The following is a 19,581-nucleotide window of genomic DNA, read 5'->3' on the forward strand; positions in this document are numbered from 1 at the left end:
GTGGGGCGCGCTACAGCCGCCCCACCCCCGTCACCGACACCACCGCGACGCCCGCCTCGGCTGACGCGCCGAGCAGGACCTCCGCGCTGATGCCCCAGTCGTGGTCTCCTGCTGGGTCTGCGAGGATCTGCCGCACCTTCCACACTCCGTCTGCCGCCGCGGCCGTCTCGTCGACGATGATCATCGCCGCTGAGCGGGCTGCCGCATCCGTGCCGATCTCGTCGTGGTCGGCGTAGTAGGCCTCCAGGGCCTCGTCCCAGTCGAGCTCCGTGAAGGTCGGCGTCGCCAGGCCGGCGAGCGACGCCGCTTCGACCTCCACCGCTCCGAGCTCCTGCACCTTGTCCAGGGCGGCGAGCTGCACGCGGCGGAACAGTTCGTTGCGCACCAGCACGAAGAACGCGCGGCGGTTGGTCGTGACGTTGCGGGGTGGAGGAGGCGCGAGCTCGCTCGCTGAGGCGGCGTGTGCTGACGCATCCGGGTGGATGAGCTCCTCCCACTCGTCGAGGAGGCTCGAGTCGACCTGCCTCACCAGCTCGCCGAGCCACTCGATCAGGTCGCGGAGGTCGTCGGTGCGGAGGTCGGCCGGCACCGTCTGGCCGAGGGCACGGTATGCGTCGGACAGATAGCGCAGCACCACCCCCTCGGAGCGGGCCAGCTTGTAGAGGGCGATGTACTCGCCGAACGTCATCGCGCGCTCGTACAGGTCGCGCACCACCGACTTGGGGCTGAGCTCGAAGTCGGCCACCCAGGGCTGGCTGGCGGCGTAGGTGGAGAACGCCGCCGCCAGCAGTTCGGCGTGGGGCTGGGGATGCGTGACCTGCTCCAGCGCCTCCATCCGGTCGTCGTACTCCACGCCGTCCGCCTTCATGGCCGCGACCGCCTCGCCGCGCGCCTGGAACTGCTGCGCGGACAGCACGGGGCGCGGGTCGTCGAGGGTCGCCTCGACCACGGAGACGATGTCGAGGGCGTACTCGGGCGATTCCTGGTCGAAGAGCTCGAACGCGGCGAGCGCGAACGGGGACAGCGGCTGGTTGAGGGCGAAGTTCGGCTGCAGGTCCACCGTCAACTGGATGCGCCCATCCACGTTCTCGACGACACCTGCGGTGAGCAGGGAGCGGTACAGGCCGAGGGCGCGCCTGGCGAGGGCGAGCTGTCGTTTCCACGGTTCGTGGTTGTCGAACACCAGCGCGCGCACGTGCTCGAACACGTCTCCCCCACGGCCGATCACGTTGATGAGCATCGCGCTCGTGATCTGCATGGAAGACGTGAGGGTCTCCGGTTCCGCCTCGATCAGCTTCCTGAACGACGGCTCTCCCCACGATACGAACCCGTCCGGCGCCTTCTTGCGGACGATCTTGCGGCGCTTCTTCGGATCGTCGCCCGCCTTCTCGATCGCTTTCAGGTTCTCCGACTCGTGCTCCGGCGCCTGGGCCACGACCGTGCCTGCCGTGTCGTAGCCCGCCCGCCCTGCTCGTCCGGCGATCTGGTGGAACTCGCGAGCGTTGAGCTGCCGCATCCTGGTGCCGTCGAACTTGGTCAGCGCCGTCAGCAGCACCGTCCTGATGGGGACGTTGATGCCGACGCCCAGGGTGTCCGTGCCGCAGATGACCCGCAGCATCCCGCGCTGAGCGAGCTGCTCGACCAGCCTGCGGTACTTGGGCAGCATCCCGGCGTGGTGCACGCCGATGCCCTGCCTGAGCAGGCGGGAGAGGGTCTTGCCGAACGATGTCGTGAAGCGGAACTCGCCGATCAGCTCGGCGATCGCATCCCGTTGCTCCCGGCTGGCGATCCGCGCACTGGAGAGCGCCTGCGCGCGTTCGAGCGCGGCGAGCTGGGAGAAGTGGACGATGTAGATGGGCGCCTGCCCCGTGCTGAGGAGGTCTTCGACCGTCTCGTGCGCCGGGGTGACCTCGTAGTAGTAGTGCAGCGGCACGGGGCGCTCGACGCCGGTGACCGTCGCCGTCTCGCGGCCGGTGCGCGCGCTGAGGTCGTCGGCGAGCGCCGTGACGTCGCCGAGGGTGGCCGACATGAGGACGAATTGCGTGCGAGGGAGGGTGAGCAGCGGCACCTGCCACGCCCAGCCGCGGTCGGGGTCGGAGTAGAAGTGGAACTCGTCCATCACCACCTGGCCGACCGGGGTGTCCGCTCCGTGGCGGAGGGCGAGGTTGGCGAGGATCTCCGCGGTGCAGCAGATGATCGGGGCGTCGGCGTTGACGGCGGAGTCTCCCGTCATCATGCCGACGTTCTCCGCTCCGAAGATCTCGACGAGGGAGAAGAACTTCTCCGAGACGAGCGCCTTGATCGGCGCGGTGTAGAAGCTGCGCTCCCCGCGGGCGAGCGCGGCGAAGTGGGCGCCGACGGCGACGAGCGACTTGCCCGTGCCTGTCGGTGTGCTCAGGATGAGGTTCGCTCCGGCGACGACCTCGATCACCGACTCGTCCTGGGCGGGGTAGAGGCTGATGCCGCTCTCCTCCACCCACGCCACGAAGGTGTCGTAGAGGGCATCGTCGTCCAGGCTGGCTGGACCGGTGTAGCCGGGGATCGCCCCGACGCGGAGCTGACTGCGTTCTGACATCGTGACCCAAGCCTCCCATGCCGCACTCGACATCGTCACAGCTTGCGCGCCTAGCCTCACGCCATGGTGTCGTTCTGGCGTCCGGCCGCTGCCGGTGTGGCGAGCGTGCTCGCCGGTGTCGGTGCAGGGGAACTCGTCAGCGCGTTCCTCGTGCAGAACGGCAGCCCCGTGCTCGTGGTGGGCGCACTGGTCATCGACCTGGTGCCCGCCTGGCTGAAGGAGGGCGTGATCGCCCTGTTCGGCACAGGCGACAAGGCGGTGCTCGTCGCCTCGCTCGCCATCGTGGTGCTGGCGGCCGGAGCGCTCGCCGGGTGGCTGGAGCTGCGCCGGCCGCCGCTCGGGCGCATCCTGATCGGCCTCGGCGGCGCGGTCGGCGTGTTCGCCGCGCTCACCCGCTCCGGCGCAGGGCTGCTGGACGCCGCGCCCTCCGTCGTGACGGCGGCCGTCGGCATCATCGCACTCGGCATCCTGGCGACGATGCTGCGCGGAACCGCGCCGACCAGGATCGCGCCGGACGGCTCTGTGACGAGGCGTCGGTTCCTCGCGGCGACGGGAACCACGGCCGCGGCCGGTGCGCTCGCCGTGATCGTCGGCCAGGTGGTCGCGACCGGTTACCGCACGGCAGCGGCGGCGCGGGCGGCGTTCCACCTGCCGAAGCCTGCGGTCGCCGCACCGCCCATTCCGGCCGGAGCCTCGTTCGACATCGCCGGTCTCTCCCCCATCGTCACGCCGAACGCCGACTTCTACCGGATCGACACCGCACTGCAGATCCCGGGCATCGACCCTGCCACCTGGAAGCTGCGCATCGTCGGGATGGTCGAGAACGAGGTGGAGCTGAGCTTCGCCGAGCTGCTGAAGCTGCCGCTGGAGGAGTCGACCACCACCCTCACCTGCGTCTCGAACGAGGTGGGCGGCGACCTGATCAGCAATGCCACCTGGCTGGGATACCCCATCCGGCACCTGCTGGCGCGCGCGAAGCCGAGCGCGGACGCCGACATGGTGCTGTCGAAGAGCCAGGACGGCTGGACGGCCAGCACGCCGATCGAGGCCCTGACCGACGAGCGGAACGCCATCCTCGCCGTCGGAATGAACGGCCAGCCGCTGCCGTTGGAGCACGGCTACCCGGTGAGGATGGTCGTGCCTGGCCTCTACGGCTACGTCTCCGCCACGAAGTGGGTGGTAGAGCTCAACGTGACCAGGTTCGACAAGGTCACCTCATACTGGACCGACCGGGGCTGGTCGCAGCGCGGCCCGGTCAAGCTGTCGTCGCGCATCGACGTGCCAGCCTCCGGCCGTCAGGTCGCCGCCGGCACGGTCGCGGTGGCCGGTGTCGCCTGGTCGCAGCACGTCGGCGTGAGCGCCGTGCACGTGCGGATCGACAGCGGCCCGTGGGAGGAGGCGACCCTGGCGGACGCGATCTCGGTGGACACCTGGCGCCAGTGGAAGTACGCGTGGCCCGCCACGAAAGGCGGGCACACCATCACGGTGCGCGCAACGGACGCGAACGGCACGGTGCAGACCTCGAAGGTCGCCGACGTCGTGCCCAACGGCGCCACCGGCCTGCACAGCATCCAGGTCACGGTCGCCTGAGCGCGCGCCTGAACCCGCACTCCAGCGCCAGCACCGAGGGATACTGAGTGCATGGGCATACCTCCCCTCGTCGCACCCGGCCCTGAGCTCTCGCCCGAGCGCGAGGCCCGCTACGCCCGCACCGCACAACTGCCGGGATTCGGGATGCTCGCCCAGCGTCGCCTCCGCAACGCGCGCATCCTCGTGGTCGGCGCGGGCGGGCTCGGTTCCGCTGTGCTCCCGTTGCTGGCCGCGTCGGGCGTCGGAGCCATCGGCATCGTGGACGACGACAGGGTGGAGCGGAGCAACCTGCCGAGGCAGACCGTGCACACCCCGGCCGACGTCGGCCGCCGCAAGGCGGACTCCGCAGCGGAGACGGTCCACGCGCTGGACGCGGAGACCGAGGTCGTCGTGTTCCCCGAACGGCTGACGGCTCAGAACGCCGAGCGCATCCTGACCGGGTTCGACCTCGTGCTCGACGGCAGCGACAACTTCCCCACCCGCTACCTGGTCAACGACGCCGCCGTGCTCGCCGGGCTCCCCGTGGTCTGGGGCGCCGTGCACCAGTTCGGCGGGCAGGCCGGAGTGAGCTGGGCGGCGCACGGCCCGCACTACCGCGACCTGTTCCCCGTGCCGCCGGAGCCGGGCAGCGTTGCGAGCTGTGCGGAGGCCGGCGCGCTCCCCTCCGTGTGCGGTGTGATCGGCAGCGTCATGGTGAGCGAGGCCGTCAAGCTCGTCACCGGCACGGGCTTTCCGCTGCTCGGCCGGGTGCTGATCCACGATGCGCTACGCGGAGACACCCGCGAGCTGGCGTACGAGCGCGACCCTGATGCATCCCCCATCACTGGCCTGATCGACTATGAGGAGTTCTGCGGAGTGACAGACACCATCAGCCCGTCCGAACTGCACGCCCGCCTGCTGGCCGGTGAGCCGCACACGCTGCTCGACGTGCGCGAACCGTGGGAGGCGGACATCGCCGAGATCCCCGGCTCCCTGCTCGTGCCTCTCGGGGTCGTGGTCGCCGATCCCTCCGGGGTCGCAGCACGGCTCGGCGACGATCCGCTCGTGATCGTCTGCCACCACGGCGTGCGCGCGGAGACCGCACGGGCGAAGCTGGCCGAGGCGGGCGCATCCGGGATCGTGCTCGCCGGGGGCATCGACGCCTGGGCCAGAGACATCGACGGCGACCTGGCGCGATACTAAGGACATGACGCCACCGCGCACGGTCGAGGAGCACGCAGAGTCCATCGCCCGCCTCGTCGAGCCGCTGCTCGCCGTGGCCGCCGCGGAGCGGGTTCCGCTGGCGGAGGCGTCCGGCAGGGTCACCGCCGCCGCCGTGCGCTCGGACGTCGACCTGCCGCTGTTCCGCAACTCGCAGATGGACGGCTACGCCGTGCGCTCCGCCGACATCGAGCACACGCCGGTCGCTCTCGAGGTGAGCGGCGACATCCCCGCCGGGCACACGGTGCCGGTGATCCTCACCAGGGGAACCGCCGTGCGCATCATGACGGGCGCTCCCGTGCCGAGCGGAGCCGACGCCATCGTGCCCATCGAGGACACCGAGCTGGTGCTCGGCCGAGACGACGACCTCTCCGGCGCCGTCGTCGAGATCCGCCGCTCCCGCCGCCCTGGCGAGTACGTGCGCGAGCGTGGGAGCGACCTGCGCCGCGGCGACACCCTGGTGGATGCCGGCACCCGGCTGGCCGCGCGCCACCTGGCGGCCATCGCGGCGGCAGGGGCGGAGACGGTGGAGGTGCGTGCTCGGCTGCGGGTCGGCATCCTGACCACCGGCGCCGAACTGGTGTCCGCGGGGGCGACCGCCGAGTTCGGCCAGGTGTTCGACGCGAACGGCGTGGCGCTCGCCGCCCTGGTCGAGGAGTCCGGCGCGCTCGTCTCCGTGCGGACGGCCACGAGCGACGACCACGACGAGTTCGAACGCGCGCTGCTGCACGCGGTGAGCGTGAGCGACCTCGTCGTCACCTCCGGCGGAATCTCGAAGGGCGCGTACGAGGTGGTGCGCGAGGTGCTTGAGCCGCACGGCGCCGAGGTGGTGACGGTGGCGATGCAGCCGGGCGGACCGCAGGCGACCGGCGTCGTCTCCGGTGTTCCTGTGCTGTCGTTCCCCGGCAACCCGGTGAGCACGCAGGTCTCGTTCACGGTGTTCCTGCGCGACCTGCTGCGCGACTCCGCCGGGCTTCCCTCCTCGCCTCCCTCGCCCGCGCGACTCGCGGCGGACGTGCACTCGGTGGCCGGCAGACGGCAGTTCCTGCGCGGCAGACGCCTGCCGGACGGCACGGTCGAGCAGGTCGCGGGCCCCAGCTCGCATCTGGTGGCGGCGATGGCGCGCTCCGACGTGCTCATCGAGGTGCCGACGGACACCGTGGACCTCCAGGCCGGCGACGACGTGACAGTGTGGACCCTATGAGCGGACTCAGCCACATCGACGGAGACGGCAGGGCGCGGATGGTCGACGTCGGAGGAAAGCAGGAGACCGACAGGCAGGCGGTGGCGCGCGGACGGGTGGTGACCCGCTCCGACGTCGTCCGCCTGGTCAGAGCCGACGATCTGCCCAAAGCCGATGTGCTGGCGACGGCGAGGCTCGCGGGCATCGGCGGAGCCAAGCGCACCTCGGAGCTGATCCCGCTGTGCCACCCGCTGCCGCTGACGGCCGTGGACATCGTGTTCTCCCTGGATGCGGACACCGGGGTCATCGACATCGAGGCCACCACCCGCACCCACGGGCGCACGGGAGTGGAGATGGAGGCGCTGACGGCCGTGGCGGTCGCGGGGCTGACCCTGCACGACATGATCAAGGCGGTCGACCCCGCGGCGACACTGACGGACGTGCAGCTCCTCTCGAAGAGCGGGGGCAAGCGTGGCGACTGGCGGCGGGAGACGGCGCAGCAGGAACCGGCGCCCGCCGTCGCGGCGGAACCCACTGCATCCACCGCCATCGTCGTCGTCTCCTCCACGCGCGCCGCTGCCGGCGAGGCCGAGGACACCACCGGTCCGGTGATCGCGGCGTGGCTCGCCGCGCGGCAGCTCCCTGCAGACGTGCGCGTGGTCGCCGACGCCGACATCGCCTCGGCGATCCGGGATGCGCTGCTCGCCCGCCCCGCCGTCCTGCTGACCACGGGCGGCACCGGCGTCTCCCCCACCGACCGCACGCCGGAGGCCACCACCGCCGTGCTCGATCGTGCCCTGCCCGGCGTCGCAGAGGCGCTTCGGGCGCGCGGGGCGGAGCACACGCCGCTCGCCGCGCTCAGCAGGGGCGTCGCCGGGGTCGCGGGAGGAACCCTGGTGGTCAATCTGCCCGGTTCGCGCGGCGGGGTGGCGGACGGACTGGCCGTGCTCGCCGATCTGCTCCCGCACCTGCTCGACCAGCTTCGCGGAGGCGACCACAGCCGATGAGAGACGTGTACGCAGCCATCAGCGCCGACCCCCTCGACGGTTCGACAGTCGAGGAGTTCGTCTGGCGAGCCGCGTCGGGCGCCGTCGTGTCGTTCCAGGGCATCGTGCGCGACCACGACGGCGGCCGCGGCGTCGTCTCGCTCGACTACCGGGCGCATCCGGAGGCCGAGCGGTTCCTCCGCGAGTGCTGCGAGGAGATCGCGTCGCGCAGCGGTCTGCGGGTCGCCGCCGAGCACAGGGTCGGCTCGCTCACCATCGGAGACCCTGCCCTCATCGCCGCCGTCGCCGCTCCGCACAGGGCCGAGGCGTTCGCGGCGTGCGCCGCTCTCGTCGACCTGATCAAGACCAGGGTGCCGATCTGGAAGCGCCAGCACTTCGCCGACGGCGTCTCCGAGTGGGTGGGCCTCTAGCCCGTTCCGCAGGTGCGGGGCTAGAGTCGGTTGCGTGCCGCAGATTCGGGTGAAAGACGCTTCGCTGTACCTCGGGGTGAGCGACGACACGGTTCGCCGCTGGATCGACGCCGGGCTGCTCGGCAGCGCGAAGGACGATGCCGGCCGCACCGTGGTCGACGGCTACGAGCTCGCGCAGCTCGCCAGACAGAACGCCGTGCTCCCCACCGACCCGTCCGGCGTCGCGCGCTCGGCACGCAACCGCTTCGTCGGCCTGGTGACCAGCATCACCGTCGACACCGTCATGGCGCAGGTGGAACTCCAGTGCGGCCCGCACAGGGTCGTGTCGCTGATGAGCAGCGAGGCCGTGCGGGAGCTCGGGCTCGAACTCGGCTCCGTCGCCGTCGCGGTCGTCAAAGCCACCACCGTCATCGTCGAGACCCCCATCGGAAGGGACTGACCGTGCGCCAGCGGATCGTCGCAGCAGCTTTCGCCGCCGCAGCTGCCCTCGCCCTCTCCGGATGCGCGGCCTCCTCCGGCACCGCACCGAGCGCATCCACGGGGTCGCCGTCGGCGGATACCGTCACAGGGACGGTCACTGTGTTCGCCGCCGCGTCGCTCACGGCCACCTTCACCGACCTCGGGAAGGCGTTCGAGGCCGAGCATCCCGGGGCGACGGTGACGTTCAGCTTCGCTGGATCGTCCGACCTGGTGTCACAGCTCACCGAGGGCGCGCCCGCCGACGTGTTCGCGTCCGCCGACGAGGCCAACATGGCCAAGCTCACCACGGCGAAACTGGCCGATGGCCAGCCGTCCGACTTCGCCACCAACGTCCTCGCCATCGCCGTCCCTCCTGGCAACCCGGCGAAGATCACCGCGTTCGCCGACCTGGCGAAGCCGGGCGTCAAGACCGTGGTCTGTGCCCCGCAGGTGCCGTGCGGAGCGGCGACGGCGAAGGTGGAGGCGTCGAGCGGCGTGACCCTGACTCCGGTGAGCCAGGAGTCGTCGGTGACCGATGTGCTCGGCAAGGTCGAGGCGGGCGAGGCGGACGCCGGCATCGTCTACGTCACCGATGTGAAGGGCGCGGGCAGCAAGGTCGACTCCGTGCCGTTCCCCGAGGCGGCGTCGACCGTCAACACATACCCGATTGTCGCTCTGAAAGCGGCGCCGAACCCCGCGGGGGCCGCGGCGTTCGTCGACTTCGTCACCGGAGAGAAGGGCCGCGCCGTCCTGAAGGCCGCCGGCTTCGGGGCGCCGTAGACCGTGGGATCGTCTCCGCGTCGGCTGGACGTGCCGACCTGGGTCGTGGTGATCGCCGTCGTCGGCGCGCTGTTCGTGCTGCTGCCCGTGCTGGCGATGCTGGCCAGGGTCGACTGGGCGAACTTCCTCCCGCTGATCACGTCGCCATCCTCTCTTGATGCGCTCTGGCTGAGCCTGCGCACCTCCGTCGCGGCCACGGCACTGTGCGTGCTGCTCGGCGTGCCGATGGCGACCGTGCTCGCGCGCGTGCCGTTCCCCGGCCAGCGGGTGGTGCGCGCGATCGTGCTGCTCCCGCTGGTGCTGCCGCCCGTGGTCGGCGGTCTGGCGCTCCTCTACCTGTTCGGACGGCGCGGGCTGCTCGGCGGGGTGCTCGACGTCGCGTTCTCGACGACGGCGGTGATCCTCGCGCAGACGTTCGTCGCCCTCCCGTTCCTCGTGCTCAGCCTGGAGGGCGCGCTGCGCACCGCGGGGACGCGCTTCGAGGCCGTCGCCGCCACCCTCGGTGCGCGCCCGGCGACTGTGCTGTTCCGGGTGACGCTGCCGCTCGTCCTGCCCGCTCTGGTCTCCGGCGCGATCCTGTCGTTCGCGCGAGCGCTCGGCGAGTTCGGCGCGACGATCACCTTCGCCGGGAGCCTCCAGGGCGTCACCCGCACGCTGCCGCTGGAGATCTACCTGCAGCGCGAGACCGACCCGGATGCGGCGGTCGCCCTCTCACTGGTGCTGATCGTGGTCTCCGTCGTCGTGGTCGCGGTCGCGCACGGCGCAGGAGAACCGGCGCGCCGTCGTCTGAGGGCGGCGCGATGAGCGGCGCCGTCCGCCTCCGCGCGACGCTCGCAGAACGCGGCATCGACGTCGACCTCTCCGTCGCGGACGGCGAGACCGTCGCCGTCCTCGGCCCGAACGGCGCCGGCAAATCCACTCTGCTCGGGATGCTCGCCGGGCTGATCCGCCCGGACACCGGCCGGGCGTCGCTCGGCGACGACGTGCTGTTCGACCTCCCCGGCACCTGGACCCCACCGCACCGCCGCGGGGTCGCGCTGCTCGCGCAGGAGCCGCTGCTGTTCCCGCACCTGACCGTGCGACAGAACGTGGAGTTCGGTCCGAGGGCCGCACGCGCATCCCGTGCGGACGCCCGCTCTGTGGCGGACGACTGGATGCGCACGGTGGGCGTCGATGCCTTCGCCGAGCGCCACCCGGATGAGCTGTCCGGCGGGCAGGCGCAGCGCGTCGCCGTCGCCCGCGCTCTGGCAGCAGAACCGCGGCTGCTGCTGCTCGACGAGCCGCTCTCCGCCCTCGACGTCGCGGTGACCGGCGAGGTGCGGCAGACGCTCGCCCGCGCCCTCGACGGGCGCACCGCTGTGATCGTCAGCCACGACGCGCTCGACGCCTACCTGCTCGCCGACCGCGTGATCGTCTTGCACGATGGCCGTGTCGTCGACGACGGGCCGACCCGCGACGTCCTCGACCGGCCGCGCAGGGCGTTCACCGCCGAGCTGACCGGGGTGACGCTGCTGACAGGGCGACGCACCGCATCCGGAATCGTCACGGACGACGGCCTCGCCCTCGCAGCGACCGTCGTGGAGGGCGCCGCTCCCGGCGACCGGGTCGCTGCGGCCGTGCGCCCGTCGAGCGTGCGGGTGCTCTCCGCCGAGCCACGCACGACGTCCGCCAACCTGATCTCGGCGGTCGTGACCGGCCTCGAACCGCGCGCCGACCTCGTCCTCGTGCGCACCGATGCCCTGACCGCCCTGGTCGCTCCCGCGATCGTCGCCGACCTCGCGCTCGGTCCAGGCACGCCGGTCACCCTCACCGTCTCCCCCGACGACCTCCGCGTCTACCCCGCCTGACCGTCCCCGCAGTCACCCGCCGCCATCCGCCGCCATCGAGCCGGGACTTATGCACGCCCGCATCCGGCGTGTCGCGTGCACAACTCCCGGCTCGATGGATGCGGTCGTCACCCGCCCGCGAACGGCGGCAGCACGTCCACGGTGCCCGTGACGGGTCGCTCCGGGTCGCGGGACACCACCGCGTCCACCAGGAACGAGCCGGAACGCAGCACCCGCTCCATCGGCTCGCCGTAGCGCGCGAGCAGCTCCGCCCTCAGCGCCCCGAGCGTCGCGTCGGCCAGGTGGATGCGCTCCTCCGGCCGCCCCGCCGCCTCCTCGGCCGCGGCGAAGTACCGCACGAGCACCGTCGCGGCAGCCTCGTCCGCCCGGTCAGCCACCGATCGCCCCCATGCTCCGCACGGGAGGGACGAAACCCGCCGCGTCGATCCCGTGGCCCGCCTGCTTGCCCCACATCGCCCGGCGCCACCAGCGCGCGATCTCTGCATCGTCCGCCCCGCCGCGGAGCAGGCCGCGCAGGTCGGTCTCGTCGTCGCCGAAGAGGCAGGAGCGGACCGTGCCCTCCGCTGTGATCCTGGTGCGGTCGCAGGCGGCGCAGAACGAGCGGGTCACCGACGCGATGATCCCCACCGTCGCCGGTCCACCGTCGACCAGCCACTCCTCCGCCGGCGCAGACGGATCGTCCCGCCCGGCGGCCGTCAGGCTGAAGCGGTCGCCGAGCACGTCGAGGAGTTCGGCGGCCGGCACCATGTTGTCGCGCATCCAGGTGTGGTCGGCGTCGAGCGGCATCTGCTCGATGAAACGAAGGCGGCAGCTGTTCTCGATCGCCCAGGCGAGCAGGTCGGGCGCCCCGGCGAGCGTGTCGCGCATCAGCACGGCGTTGAGCTTCAGCGGGGTGAGCCCCGCGTCGTGCGCCGCGCGGATGCCCGCCAGGACGGCCGGGAGCCTGTCCCTCCTGGTCAGCCGGGCGAAGTGCTCGCGGTCGACCGTGTCGAGCGAGACGTTCACCCTGGTGAGGCCGGCATCCACCAGGCTCCGGATGCGGTGGTCCAGCCCGATCCCGTTGGTCGTGATCGAGAGGTCCAGCCCTGGTGCCGCTGCGGCGGACAGCCCGACGATCTCGGCGAGGTCGGCGCGCATCAGCGGCTCGCCGCCGGTGAACCGCACCTCGGTGATCCCCAGGTCGCGCGCCGCGATGCGCACCAGCCGGGCGATCTCGCCCGCGGTCAGCAGCTCGTCCCGCGGGATGCTCGGCAGGCCGTCCTCCGGCATACAGTACGTGCAGCGCAGCGAGCACTTCTCGGTGACGGAAACGCGCAGGTCGCGGGCGACCCTCCCGAAGCGGTCGATCAGGCCGGGGACGACCGGGCGCCCGTCGAGACTCGGAGCGCTCCGCCGGACCGTTCCCGGCTCAGCGGCTCCCGGCCGGGCAGCCTCCGGCAGAGCGATGCTCCGCGGTGTGCCGAGATTCACGACGGTCATTCCATCACCATAGACCGCGCCGCCTGCCGAGGAATAAGCTGCGCGCATGGGAATCATCTCCTCCGGGTTCCTCGGCCGTCGCCGCACCGAGGATGAACGACTTCCGCCAGGCCAGTACCTCACCGAGGGCTTCCCTGTGCTCTCCGCTGGCCCGACTCCGCGCATCACGCACGACGAATGGGCCTTCACGATCACCACGGAGAAGGGACAGGTGCACCGCTGGAGCTGGGACGAGTTCCTCGCCCTCCCCCAGGACGACGTGACCCAGGACATCCACTGCGTCACAAGCTGGTCCAAGCTCGGCACCTCGTGGCGCGGCGTCGCCCTCGACACGCTGTTCGACGGCGTGGACACCGAGTACGAGTACACGATGGCGCACTCGTACGGCGGGTACACCACCAACGTCCCCCTCGCCGACCTGCTCGACGGCAAAGCCTGGATCGCGCACACCTTCGACGGCGCCGATCTCGCGCCTGAGCACGGTGGGCCGGCCCGACTGCTCGTGCCGCACCTGTACTTCTGGAAGAGCGCGAAATGGGTCAGCGGCCTGCAGATGCTGCCGCAGGACCAGCCGGGATTCTGGGAGCAGAACGGCTACAACATGTACGGCGACCCCTGGAAGGAAGAGCGCTACTGGTGAGCACGGCCTGGCGCGTCGCCGACGTGATCGCCGCCCGCTTCGAGACGCCGACCGCGCGCACGCTGAAGCTGCGCATCCCCGGCCTCAGCGGGCACCTGGCCGGACAGCATGTGGATGTCCGCCTCACCGCCCCGGACGGCTACCAGGCGGTGCGGTCGTACTCGATCGCGTCTGCGCTGCCGGGAGACGAACTGGAGCTGACGGTCGAGGAACTGGCGGACGGCGAGGTCTCCCCCTATCTGGTGCACGGCGTGAAGGTCGGCGACCAGGTGGAGGTGCGCGGCCCCGTCGGCGGCTGGTTCGTCTGGCGGCCGGGCGACCCGGCACCCGTGCAGCTCATCGCCGGCGGCTCGGGTGTCGTGCCCCTGATGTCGATGGCGCGCGCCCACTCCGCCGCGGCGAGCGCGGCGCCGTTCAGGCTGCTCTACTCCGTGCGTTCGCCGGAGTCGGTCTACTACCGCGACGAGCTCGCCGCCCTGGCACGGGATGCGGCCGCCCCGCTCTCCGTCGACTACGTCTACACCCGCTCGGCCCCCGCCGGCTGGCCGGTGCCAGCAGGGCGCCTCACGGCGGCGGCGCTCGCCTCCGCCGCGCTGCCGGCGAGCGCGTCGCCCACGTTCTTCCTCTGCGGGGCGACGGCGTTTGTCGAGACCGTGTCCGGCTGGCTGGTCGACGCCGGGCACGACCCCGCCCGCATCAAGACCGAGCGCTACGGCGGAATCGGAGGCGCGTCATGACCGACCAGGACTACCTCGACGGGAACGCGGCGGCCGGGCTCCTCTCCGAGGTGTTCGCCGTCGACATCACCAGCGCTGTCGGGCGGTGCGCGAGCTGCGGGGACGAGGCGGTCGTCGCCGTCGCCCGGGTGTACCCGAACGATCACGGGCTGGTGATGCGCTGCTCGGTGTGCGGCGACGTGCTCCTTGTCGCGGTGGAAGAGCGCGAGCGGGTGTGCATCGACCTGCGCGGGCTGAGCTGGCTGGAAGTCCGTCCAGGCGCCACCGCGTAGAATTCTCCGGTGCTCCCCGACTCCTCCCCACTCGATTCCGACGACTCACCGGCCGACTCACCGGCCGACGCCCCGCGCGTCGACCCTGCCGACCTCGCCGCCGCCCTGCGCGTGCTCGAGAACCTGCACGAGCTGGATGAGGAGCACCCGGACTTCATCACCGTCCGCCGTGCCACCGCGCACATGTTCAAGGCGGTCAAGCAGGCCAGGCGCAAAGAGATCCGCCGGGCCGTCGCCGAGGCCGACAAGGCCGTCGTCGCCGCCACCGCCACCGGAGCACCCGACCGCATCGACGACGAGACCCGCGGACTCGACCTCTCCACCAGCGCGGAGGGCGCGAGCGCCGGAACCCTGCTCAAGTCGCGTGCCTGCTACATCTGCAAGCAGCACTACACGCTGGTCGACGCCTTCTACCACCAGCTCTGCCCCGACTGCGCCGCCACCAGCCACGCCAAGCGCAACGCCCGCACCGACCTCACCGGCAAGCGCGCCCTGCTCACCGGAGGCCGCGCCAAGATCGGGATGCACATCGCCCTGCGCCTGCTGCGCGATGGCGCTCACCTGACCATCACCACCCGGTTCCCGCGAGATGCGGTCCGCCGGTTCTCCCAGCTCCCCGACTCCGGCGAGTGGCTGCACCGCCTCCGTGTCGTCGGCATCGACCTCCGCGACCCTGCCCAGGTGATCGCGCTGGCCGACTCTGTGGCGGCGCACGGCCCGCTCGACATCCTCATCAACAACGCGGCGCAGACCGTGCGGCGCTCGGCCGGCGCGTACTCCCTGCTCGCCGAGGCGGAGACGCAGCCGCTGCCGGACGGACCCCTGCCGGAGATGGAGACCTTCGGTCACACGGCAGACCCGCACCCGCACGCGCTCGAGGCGTCCGTCGCCGCGCATCCCCTGCTGTCGGCGGCGAACGTCGCCGGCACGGTCGCCGAGCTCGCCGGTCCGTCCGCCCTGACCGCCGACGAACTGGCCGCGCTCGCGATGGCGCCTGGCTCGTCGTCGCTCGCCAAGCACGCGGACGGCAGCGCGATCGACGCCGGCGGCCTGGTGCCGGACGTGCACACGGTCAACAGCTGGACGCAGGCGGTGCAGGATGTGGACCCGCTGGAGATGCTCGAGGTGCAGCTCTGCAACACCACGGCGCCGTTCCTGCTGATCAGCAGGCTGCGCGCATCCATGGCGGCCGCGACCGATTCGGCCGACGCCGACGCGACCGGTTCAGGGCGCGCATACATCGTCAACGTCTCCGCGATGGAGGGCGTGTTCGGCCGCAGGTACAAGGGGCCGGGCCACCCGCACACCAACATGGCCAAGGCGGCGCTCAACATGCTCACCCGCACCAGCGCCGGCGAGATGTTCGAGACCGACCGCATCCTGATGACGGCCGTCGACACCGGCTGGATCACCGACGAGCGCCCGCACTACACCAAGGTGCGCCTGGCGGAGGAGGGCTTCCACGCCCCGCTCGACCTCGTCGACGGAGCAGCCCGCGTGTACGACCCGATCGTGCGCGGTGAGGCGGGAGAAGACCTGTACGGAGTGTTCCTCAAGGACTACCGCAGCTCGGCCTGGTGACGATCGGCGAAACCCGCTGAATCGGCGTCATTCGCGCGCGGTCGCGCGGTCTCCTGATGCGTACAATTCAGTTGCGCGACGTTCTGCGCGAGAACGAAGGAACTCGATGTCCAGCACTCCTGCGGAACAGACGCCGACCAGCCCCACCCCCGTTCCCGGGCAGGCGCACGAGCGCCAGGCGCGGTCGAGCGGAGGGGCTTTCCGGCACTGGCTGCTGTCCGGCCTCGTCGACGAGCGCGGCACCCACCAGGGTCCGCACGGCAGGAAGCCGGAACGGCAGCACACCTGGTGGCAGGTCATGTGCCTCACCGGCGTCGACTACTTCTCCACCCTCGGCTACCAGCCCGCCATCGCCGCTCTCGCGGCCGGGGTGGTGTCGCCGTTCGCGACGCTCGTGCTCGTCGCCCTCACGCTGCTCGGCGCGCTGCCGGTGTACCGCAGGGTGGCCAGGGAGAGCTTCAAGGGCTCCGGGTCGATCGCGATGCTGGAGAGACTGCTGCCCTGGTGGGCAGGCAAACTCTTCGTGCTCGTGCTGCTCGGCTTCGCCGCCACCGACTTCATGATCACGATCACGCTCTCCGCCGCGGACGCCACGGCGCACGCGATCGAGAACCCGTTCACGCCGTCGTGGTTCCACGGCAACCAGATCGGCATCACGCTGTTCCTGCTCGCCCTCCTCGGGGCGGTGTTCCTCAAAGGGTTCAAGGAGGCCATCGGCATCGCCGTGGTGCTGGTGGCGGTGTATCTGGCGCTGAACGTCATCGTGGTCGGCACCTCCATCGTCGAGGTGTTCCAGCACGCCAGCGCCATCGACGACTGGTGGCAGGCGCTCAACACGCAGCACGGCGACCCGCTGATGGTCGTGGCGATCGCCCTGCTCGTCTTCCCCCGGCTCGCCCTCGGCCTGTCCGGCTTCGAGACCGGCGTCGCCGTGATGCCCCAGATCAAGGGGAAGCCGAACGACGACCCCGATCACCCGCAGGGACGCATCAAGGGGGCTGGTCGACTGCTGACCACCGCGGCCATCATCATGAGCTGCTTCCTCATCACGTCGAGCTTCACCACCACGCTGCTGATCCCGCAGAAGGAGTTCCAGTCCGGCGGCCAGGCGAACGGGCGTGCGCTCGCCTACCTGGCGCACGAGTACCTGGGCAACGTGTTCGGCTCCGTCTACGACCTCAGCACCATCCTCATCCTGTGGTTCGCAGGGGCGTCCGCGATGGCAGGACTCCTCAACCTGGTGCCGCGCTACCTGCCGCGCTACGGCATGGCCCCGCAGTGGGCGCGCGCCGTGCGACCGCTGGTGCTGGTGTTCACGCTCATCGCCTTCATCATCACCCTGGTCTTCCAGGCCGACGTGGATGCGCAGGGCGGCGCGTATGCGACCGGCGTGCTGGTGCTGATCACGTCCGCATCCCTCGCCGTCACCCTATCCGCGCTGCGGAAAAAGCAGCGCAAGCGCACCATCGCGTTCGCGATCATCACCGCGATCTTCGTCTACACGACCATCGCCAACATCTTCGAACGCCCGGACGGCCTGCGCATCGCGAGCCTGTTCATCATCGGCATCCTCACCATCTCGATCGTCTCCAGGATCGGCCGGTCGTTCCAGCTCAGGGCGACGAGCGTGACGCTCGACGTGACGGCTCTCGATTTCGTGCTCGAAGACGCGGAGGAGGGCGAGATCCGCATCATCTCGCACGAACCGGACGTCGACACCACCAAGGAGTACGAGCAGAAGAACAAGGACGAGCGCAAGTTCAGCCACATCCCGCAGCGCTCGCGCACCATCTTCATCGAGGTCTACCGCTCGGACTCCTCCGACTTCGAGGAGGACCTGGTGGTGCACGGTGTGGTCAAGCACGGCTACCGGGTGCTGCAGGTCAAGGCGGGGAACGTGCCGAACACGATCGCGGCGGTGCTGCTGGAGATCCGCGACGTGACCGGGATCGTGCCGACCATCTACTTCGAGTGGACGGAAGGGAACCCCATCTCCAACATGTTCCGGTTCCTCATCACCGGCGTGGGCGAGGTCGCCCCTGTCACCAGGGAGGTGCTCCGCGAAGCCGAGCGCGACGTGAAGCGCCGCCCCGCCGTGCACGTGTCCTGACACGGGCATTGACTCTGACACCGGCGCTGGCGCTGGCCGCGCGGGGCGCCCTGTGGGAGCATGAGCGCATGTTCGGTCACGCCTTCTTCGAGACCATCGCCATCGCCTTCGAGGTGGTCGGCGTCAGCGCGATGGCCATCGGGTTCGTCGTCTCCGTCGGCATCGCGATCCGCGCCTGGGCGACCTCCCGCAGCGGAGCGATCGCCTTCAAGACGCTCAGGGAGAGCTTCGGCGGCGTCATCCTGCTCGGCCTGGAGGTGCTGGTGGCCGCCGACCTGGTCAGGACGGTCACGTCGACGCCGTCGCTCACCGACGCCCTGGTGCTCGCGCTGATCGTCCTCATCAGGACTGTGCTGAGCTTCTCGCTGCAGATCGAGATCGACGGCGTCGCCCCGTGGCGCCGCGCCCTCGTCACCGGCCCCGAGCTGATCGCCAGAGCCGCTACGCGCTCCGCCGCCCCCGGCCCCCACTGAGCGCCGCCCCCATCCACGCAATCGAGCCCAGGCTTTTTCACCGCAAACGCGCGGTTTGCGGTGAAAAAGCCTGGGCTCGATTGCTGCTGGGCTAGTCGGTGCGCGCCGCGCGCTCGGCGTTGCGGGCCTTGACGCGCGCGTTCTCCGCGTGCACGGCGGCCTGGGTGGCGCGCTCGGTCACGAGCCACGCCGGGGGCTCCTCCAGGAGGGCCTTGATCTGGGCGGTGGTGAGCGCCTCCGTGACGCCGCCGCGGGCCAGCCCGGAGTTGGAGACGCCGAGCTTGTGGGCGACCACATCGCGCGGATGCGGTCCTTCCGCGCGCAGCGTCGCCAGCCACTCCGGCGGGTTGGCGGCGAGCTCGTCGAACTCGGTGCGGCTGATCTCGCCGTCCTGGAACTCTGCTGGGGCTGCCGGGAGGTAGATCCCCAGCTTCTTCGCGGCGGTCGCCGCCTTCATCGTCTGGGGCTTCTTCTGGGCGCTCATGGTTTCAAGGGTATCCGTTCGCTACCCTCGGAGGATGCCGTCTACGTTCACGATCGTCTTCCCCCTCGGCGTGACCGTCGGCAAATGGACCCGCGTCTTCGAGCAGAGACACCCGGATGTGCAGCTCGTCGTGACCCGCGTGGCCGACGCCGAGCAGCGCGACGCCATCGAAACCGGCGGCGCAGACATGGCGTTCGTGCGCGAGCCTGTCGACACCGACGGGCTGCACCTCATCCCGCTGTACGCGGAGGACATCGTCGTCGCGATGCACCACGAGCACCTGCTCACCCTCGAGAAGAAACTGCACCTGGCCGACCTCGACGACCAGCCGCGCATCGACGGCGTGCCGTCGGAGGCGATGTTCCGCAGCATCGCCGCCGGCGACGGCATCGCCGTCCTGCCGCAGTCGGTGGCGAAGGCGCTGCGCCGCAAAGACGTGGTGGCGATGAAGCTGGAGGATGCGGAGCCCAGCAAGGTCGGCCTCGCCTGGCCGAGGGATGCGCAGCACGAGCTGGTCGACGAGTTCATCGGCATCGTCCGCGGCCGCACCGCCCACAGTTCGCGCAATCCCGACGTCGCCGCCGCGCAGGCGGACGCGGCCAAGCAGGACGCCAAGAAACCTCCCCGCGCGGCGAAGAGCCCGAACGGCCCGGGCAGCAAGCAGGGCAGGCGTCCCGTCTCCCGTTCACGCAAGCCGCGCCGCGGCCGCTGAATCGCGCGGACAGCGCCGGCAGCGCTGACCGCCATGGCCAGC

General features: G+C 71.0%; 20 protein-coding genes. 16 read left to right on the forward strand and 4 right to left on the reverse strand.

Annotated elements, in window-relative coordinates; all coding sequences use genetic code 11:
- Positions 1–10: 10 nt before the first annotated feature.
- On the reverse strand, positions 11–2,575 hold the full coding sequence (locus ACYVGI_RS11055; RefSeq protein ID WP_460632672.1) for a DEAD/DEAH box helicase: 2,565 nt from the start codon (positions 2,573–2,575) through the stop codon (positions 11–13).
- Between the two features lie 63 nt (positions 2,576–2,638).
- Here ACYVGI_RS11055 and ACYVGI_RS11060 point away from each other — a divergent pair, with 63 nt between their 5' ends.
- The 9 genes from ACYVGI_RS11060 to ACYVGI_RS11100 are packed head-to-tail and all read left to right on the forward strand — an operon-like array spanning position 2,639 to position 11,051.
- Positions 2,639–4,165: a molybdopterin-dependent oxidoreductase gene (locus ACYVGI_RS11060; RefSeq protein WP_460632673.1), complete on the forward strand. Its 1,527-nt coding sequence runs from the start codon at positions 2,639–2,641 to the stop codon at positions 4,163–4,165.
- A 51-nt stretch (positions 4,166–4,216) separates the two neighbouring features.
- Positions 4,217–5,347: a ThiF family adenylyltransferase gene (locus tag ACYVGI_RS11065; protein ID WP_460632674.1), complete on the forward strand. Its 1,131-nt coding sequence runs from the start codon at positions 4,217–4,219 to the stop codon at positions 5,345–5,347.
- 4 nt (positions 5,348–5,351) lie between these two features.
- Positions 5,352–6,569 carry a molybdopterin molybdotransferase MoeA gene (locus ACYVGI_RS11070; RefSeq protein WP_460632675.1) on the forward strand — a complete coding sequence of 406 codons (1,218 nt, stop codon included), beginning with the start codon at positions 5,352–5,354 and terminating at the stop codon, positions 6,567–6,569.
- A complete protein-coding gene (gene moaCB, locus ACYVGI_RS11075; RefSeq protein ID WP_460632676.1) occupies positions 6,566–7,555 on the forward strand; it encodes a bifunctional molybdenum cofactor biosynthesis protein MoaC/MoaB in 990 nt (329 codons plus the stop codon). The genes ACYVGI_RS11070 and moaCB overlap by 4 nt, the downstream gene beginning before the upstream one ends.
- A complete protein-coding gene (locus tag ACYVGI_RS11080; protein WP_460632677.1) occupies positions 7,552–7,965 on the forward strand; it encodes a molybdenum cofactor biosynthesis protein MoaE in 414 nt (137 codons plus the stop codon). Before moaCB ends, ACYVGI_RS11080 begins: the two co-directional genes overlap by 4 nt.
- 34 nt (positions 7,966–7,999) lie before the next feature.
- On the forward strand, positions 8,000–8,404 hold the full coding sequence (locus ACYVGI_RS11085; protein WP_460632678.1) for a TOBE domain-containing protein: 405 nt from the start codon (positions 8,000–8,002) through the stop codon (positions 8,402–8,404).
- Positions 8,401–9,204 carry a molybdate ABC transporter substrate-binding protein gene (gene modA, locus ACYVGI_RS11090; RefSeq protein ID WP_460632892.1) on the forward strand — a complete coding sequence of 268 codons (804 nt, stop codon included), beginning with the start codon at positions 8,401–8,403 and terminating at the stop codon, positions 9,202–9,204. The genes ACYVGI_RS11085 and modA overlap by 4 nt, the downstream gene beginning before the upstream one ends.
- Positions 9,205–9,234: 30 nt before the next feature.
- On the forward strand, positions 9,235–10,008 hold the full coding sequence (locus ACYVGI_RS11095; protein WP_460632679.1) for an ABC transporter permease: 774 nt from the start codon (positions 9,235–9,237) through the stop codon (positions 10,006–10,008).
- Positions 10,005–11,051: a sulfate/molybdate ABC transporter ATP-binding protein gene (locus ACYVGI_RS11100; RefSeq protein ID WP_460632680.1), complete on the forward strand. Its 1,047-nt coding sequence runs from the start codon at positions 10,005–10,007 to the stop codon at positions 11,049–11,051. Before ACYVGI_RS11095 ends, ACYVGI_RS11100 begins: the two co-directional genes overlap by 4 nt.
- A gap of 107 nt (positions 11,052–11,158) precedes the next feature.
- Here the strand turns inward: ACYVGI_RS11100 and ACYVGI_RS11105 are convergent, their stop codons facing one another.
- Complete coding sequence (locus ACYVGI_RS11105; RefSeq protein WP_460632681.1) at positions 11,159–11,428, reverse strand: MoaD/ThiS family protein; 270 nt, start codon at positions 11,426–11,428, stop codon at positions 11,159–11,161.
- On the reverse strand, positions 11,421–12,530 hold the full coding sequence (gene moaA / locus ACYVGI_RS11110) for a GTP 3',8-cyclase MoaA (protein ID WP_460632682.1): 1,110 nt from the start codon (positions 12,528–12,530) through the stop codon (positions 11,421–11,423). Before moaA ends, ACYVGI_RS11105 begins: the two co-directional genes overlap by 8 nt.
- Positions 12,531–12,576: 46 nt before the next feature.
- On the opposite strand from moaA, the gene ACYVGI_RS11115 reads away from it, so the two are divergent.
- The 6 genes from ACYVGI_RS11115 (at position 12,577) to ACYVGI_RS11140 (ending at position 18,343) form a co-directional block, all read left to right on the forward strand.
- On the forward strand, positions 12,577–13,170 hold the full coding sequence (locus tag ACYVGI_RS11115) for a sulfite oxidase-like oxidoreductase (protein ID WP_460632683.1): 594 nt from the start codon (positions 12,577–12,579) through the stop codon (positions 13,168–13,170).
- The gene (locus ACYVGI_RS11120; RefSeq protein WP_460632684.1) at positions 13,167–13,907 is read left to right on the forward strand and encodes an FAD-binding oxidoreductase; all 741 of its coding nucleotides are present in this window, start codon (positions 13,167–13,169) and stop codon (positions 13,905–13,907) included. Before ACYVGI_RS11115 ends, ACYVGI_RS11120 begins: the two co-directional genes overlap by 4 nt.
- Positions 13,904–14,179: a DUF6510 family protein gene (locus ACYVGI_RS11125; RefSeq protein WP_460632685.1), complete on the forward strand. Its 276-nt coding sequence runs from the start codon at positions 13,904–13,906 to the stop codon at positions 14,177–14,179. Before ACYVGI_RS11120 ends, ACYVGI_RS11125 begins: the two co-directional genes overlap by 4 nt.
- 9 nt (positions 14,180–14,188) lie before the next feature.
- Positions 14,189–15,760, forward strand: a complete 1,572-nt coding sequence (locus tag ACYVGI_RS11130) for an SDR family NAD(P)-dependent oxidoreductase (protein WP_460632686.1) — start codon at positions 14,189–14,191, stop codon at positions 15,758–15,760.
- A 106-nt stretch (positions 15,761–15,866) separates the two neighbouring features.
- Positions 15,867–17,870, forward strand: coding sequence for an APC family permease (locus ACYVGI_RS11135; RefSeq protein ID WP_460632687.1), 2,004 nt, complete (start codon positions 15,867–15,869; stop codon positions 17,868–17,870).
- 68 nt (positions 17,871–17,938) lie between these two features.
- Positions 17,939–18,343, forward strand: a complete 405-nt coding sequence (locus ACYVGI_RS11140) for a DUF1622 domain-containing protein (protein ID WP_460632688.1) — start codon at positions 17,939–17,941, stop codon at positions 18,341–18,343.
- Between the two features lie 91 nt (positions 18,344–18,434).
- Here ACYVGI_RS11140 and ACYVGI_RS11145 read toward each other — a convergent pair whose 3' ends face one another.
- On the reverse strand, positions 18,435–18,827 hold the full coding sequence (locus ACYVGI_RS11145; protein WP_460632689.1) for a DUF5997 family protein: 393 nt from the start codon (positions 18,825–18,827) through the stop codon (positions 18,435–18,437).
- Between the two features lie 34 nt (positions 18,828–18,861).
- On the opposite strand from ACYVGI_RS11145, the gene ACYVGI_RS11150 reads away from it, so the two are divergent.
- Positions 18,862–19,539 carry a LysR family transcriptional regulator substrate-binding protein gene (locus tag ACYVGI_RS11150; RefSeq protein WP_460632690.1) on the forward strand — a complete coding sequence of 226 codons (678 nt, stop codon included), beginning with the start codon at positions 18,862–18,864 and terminating at the stop codon, positions 19,537–19,539.
- Positions 19,540–19,581 lie beyond the last annotated feature (42 nt).

The organism is Leifsonia lichenia, from assembly GCF_054780215.1.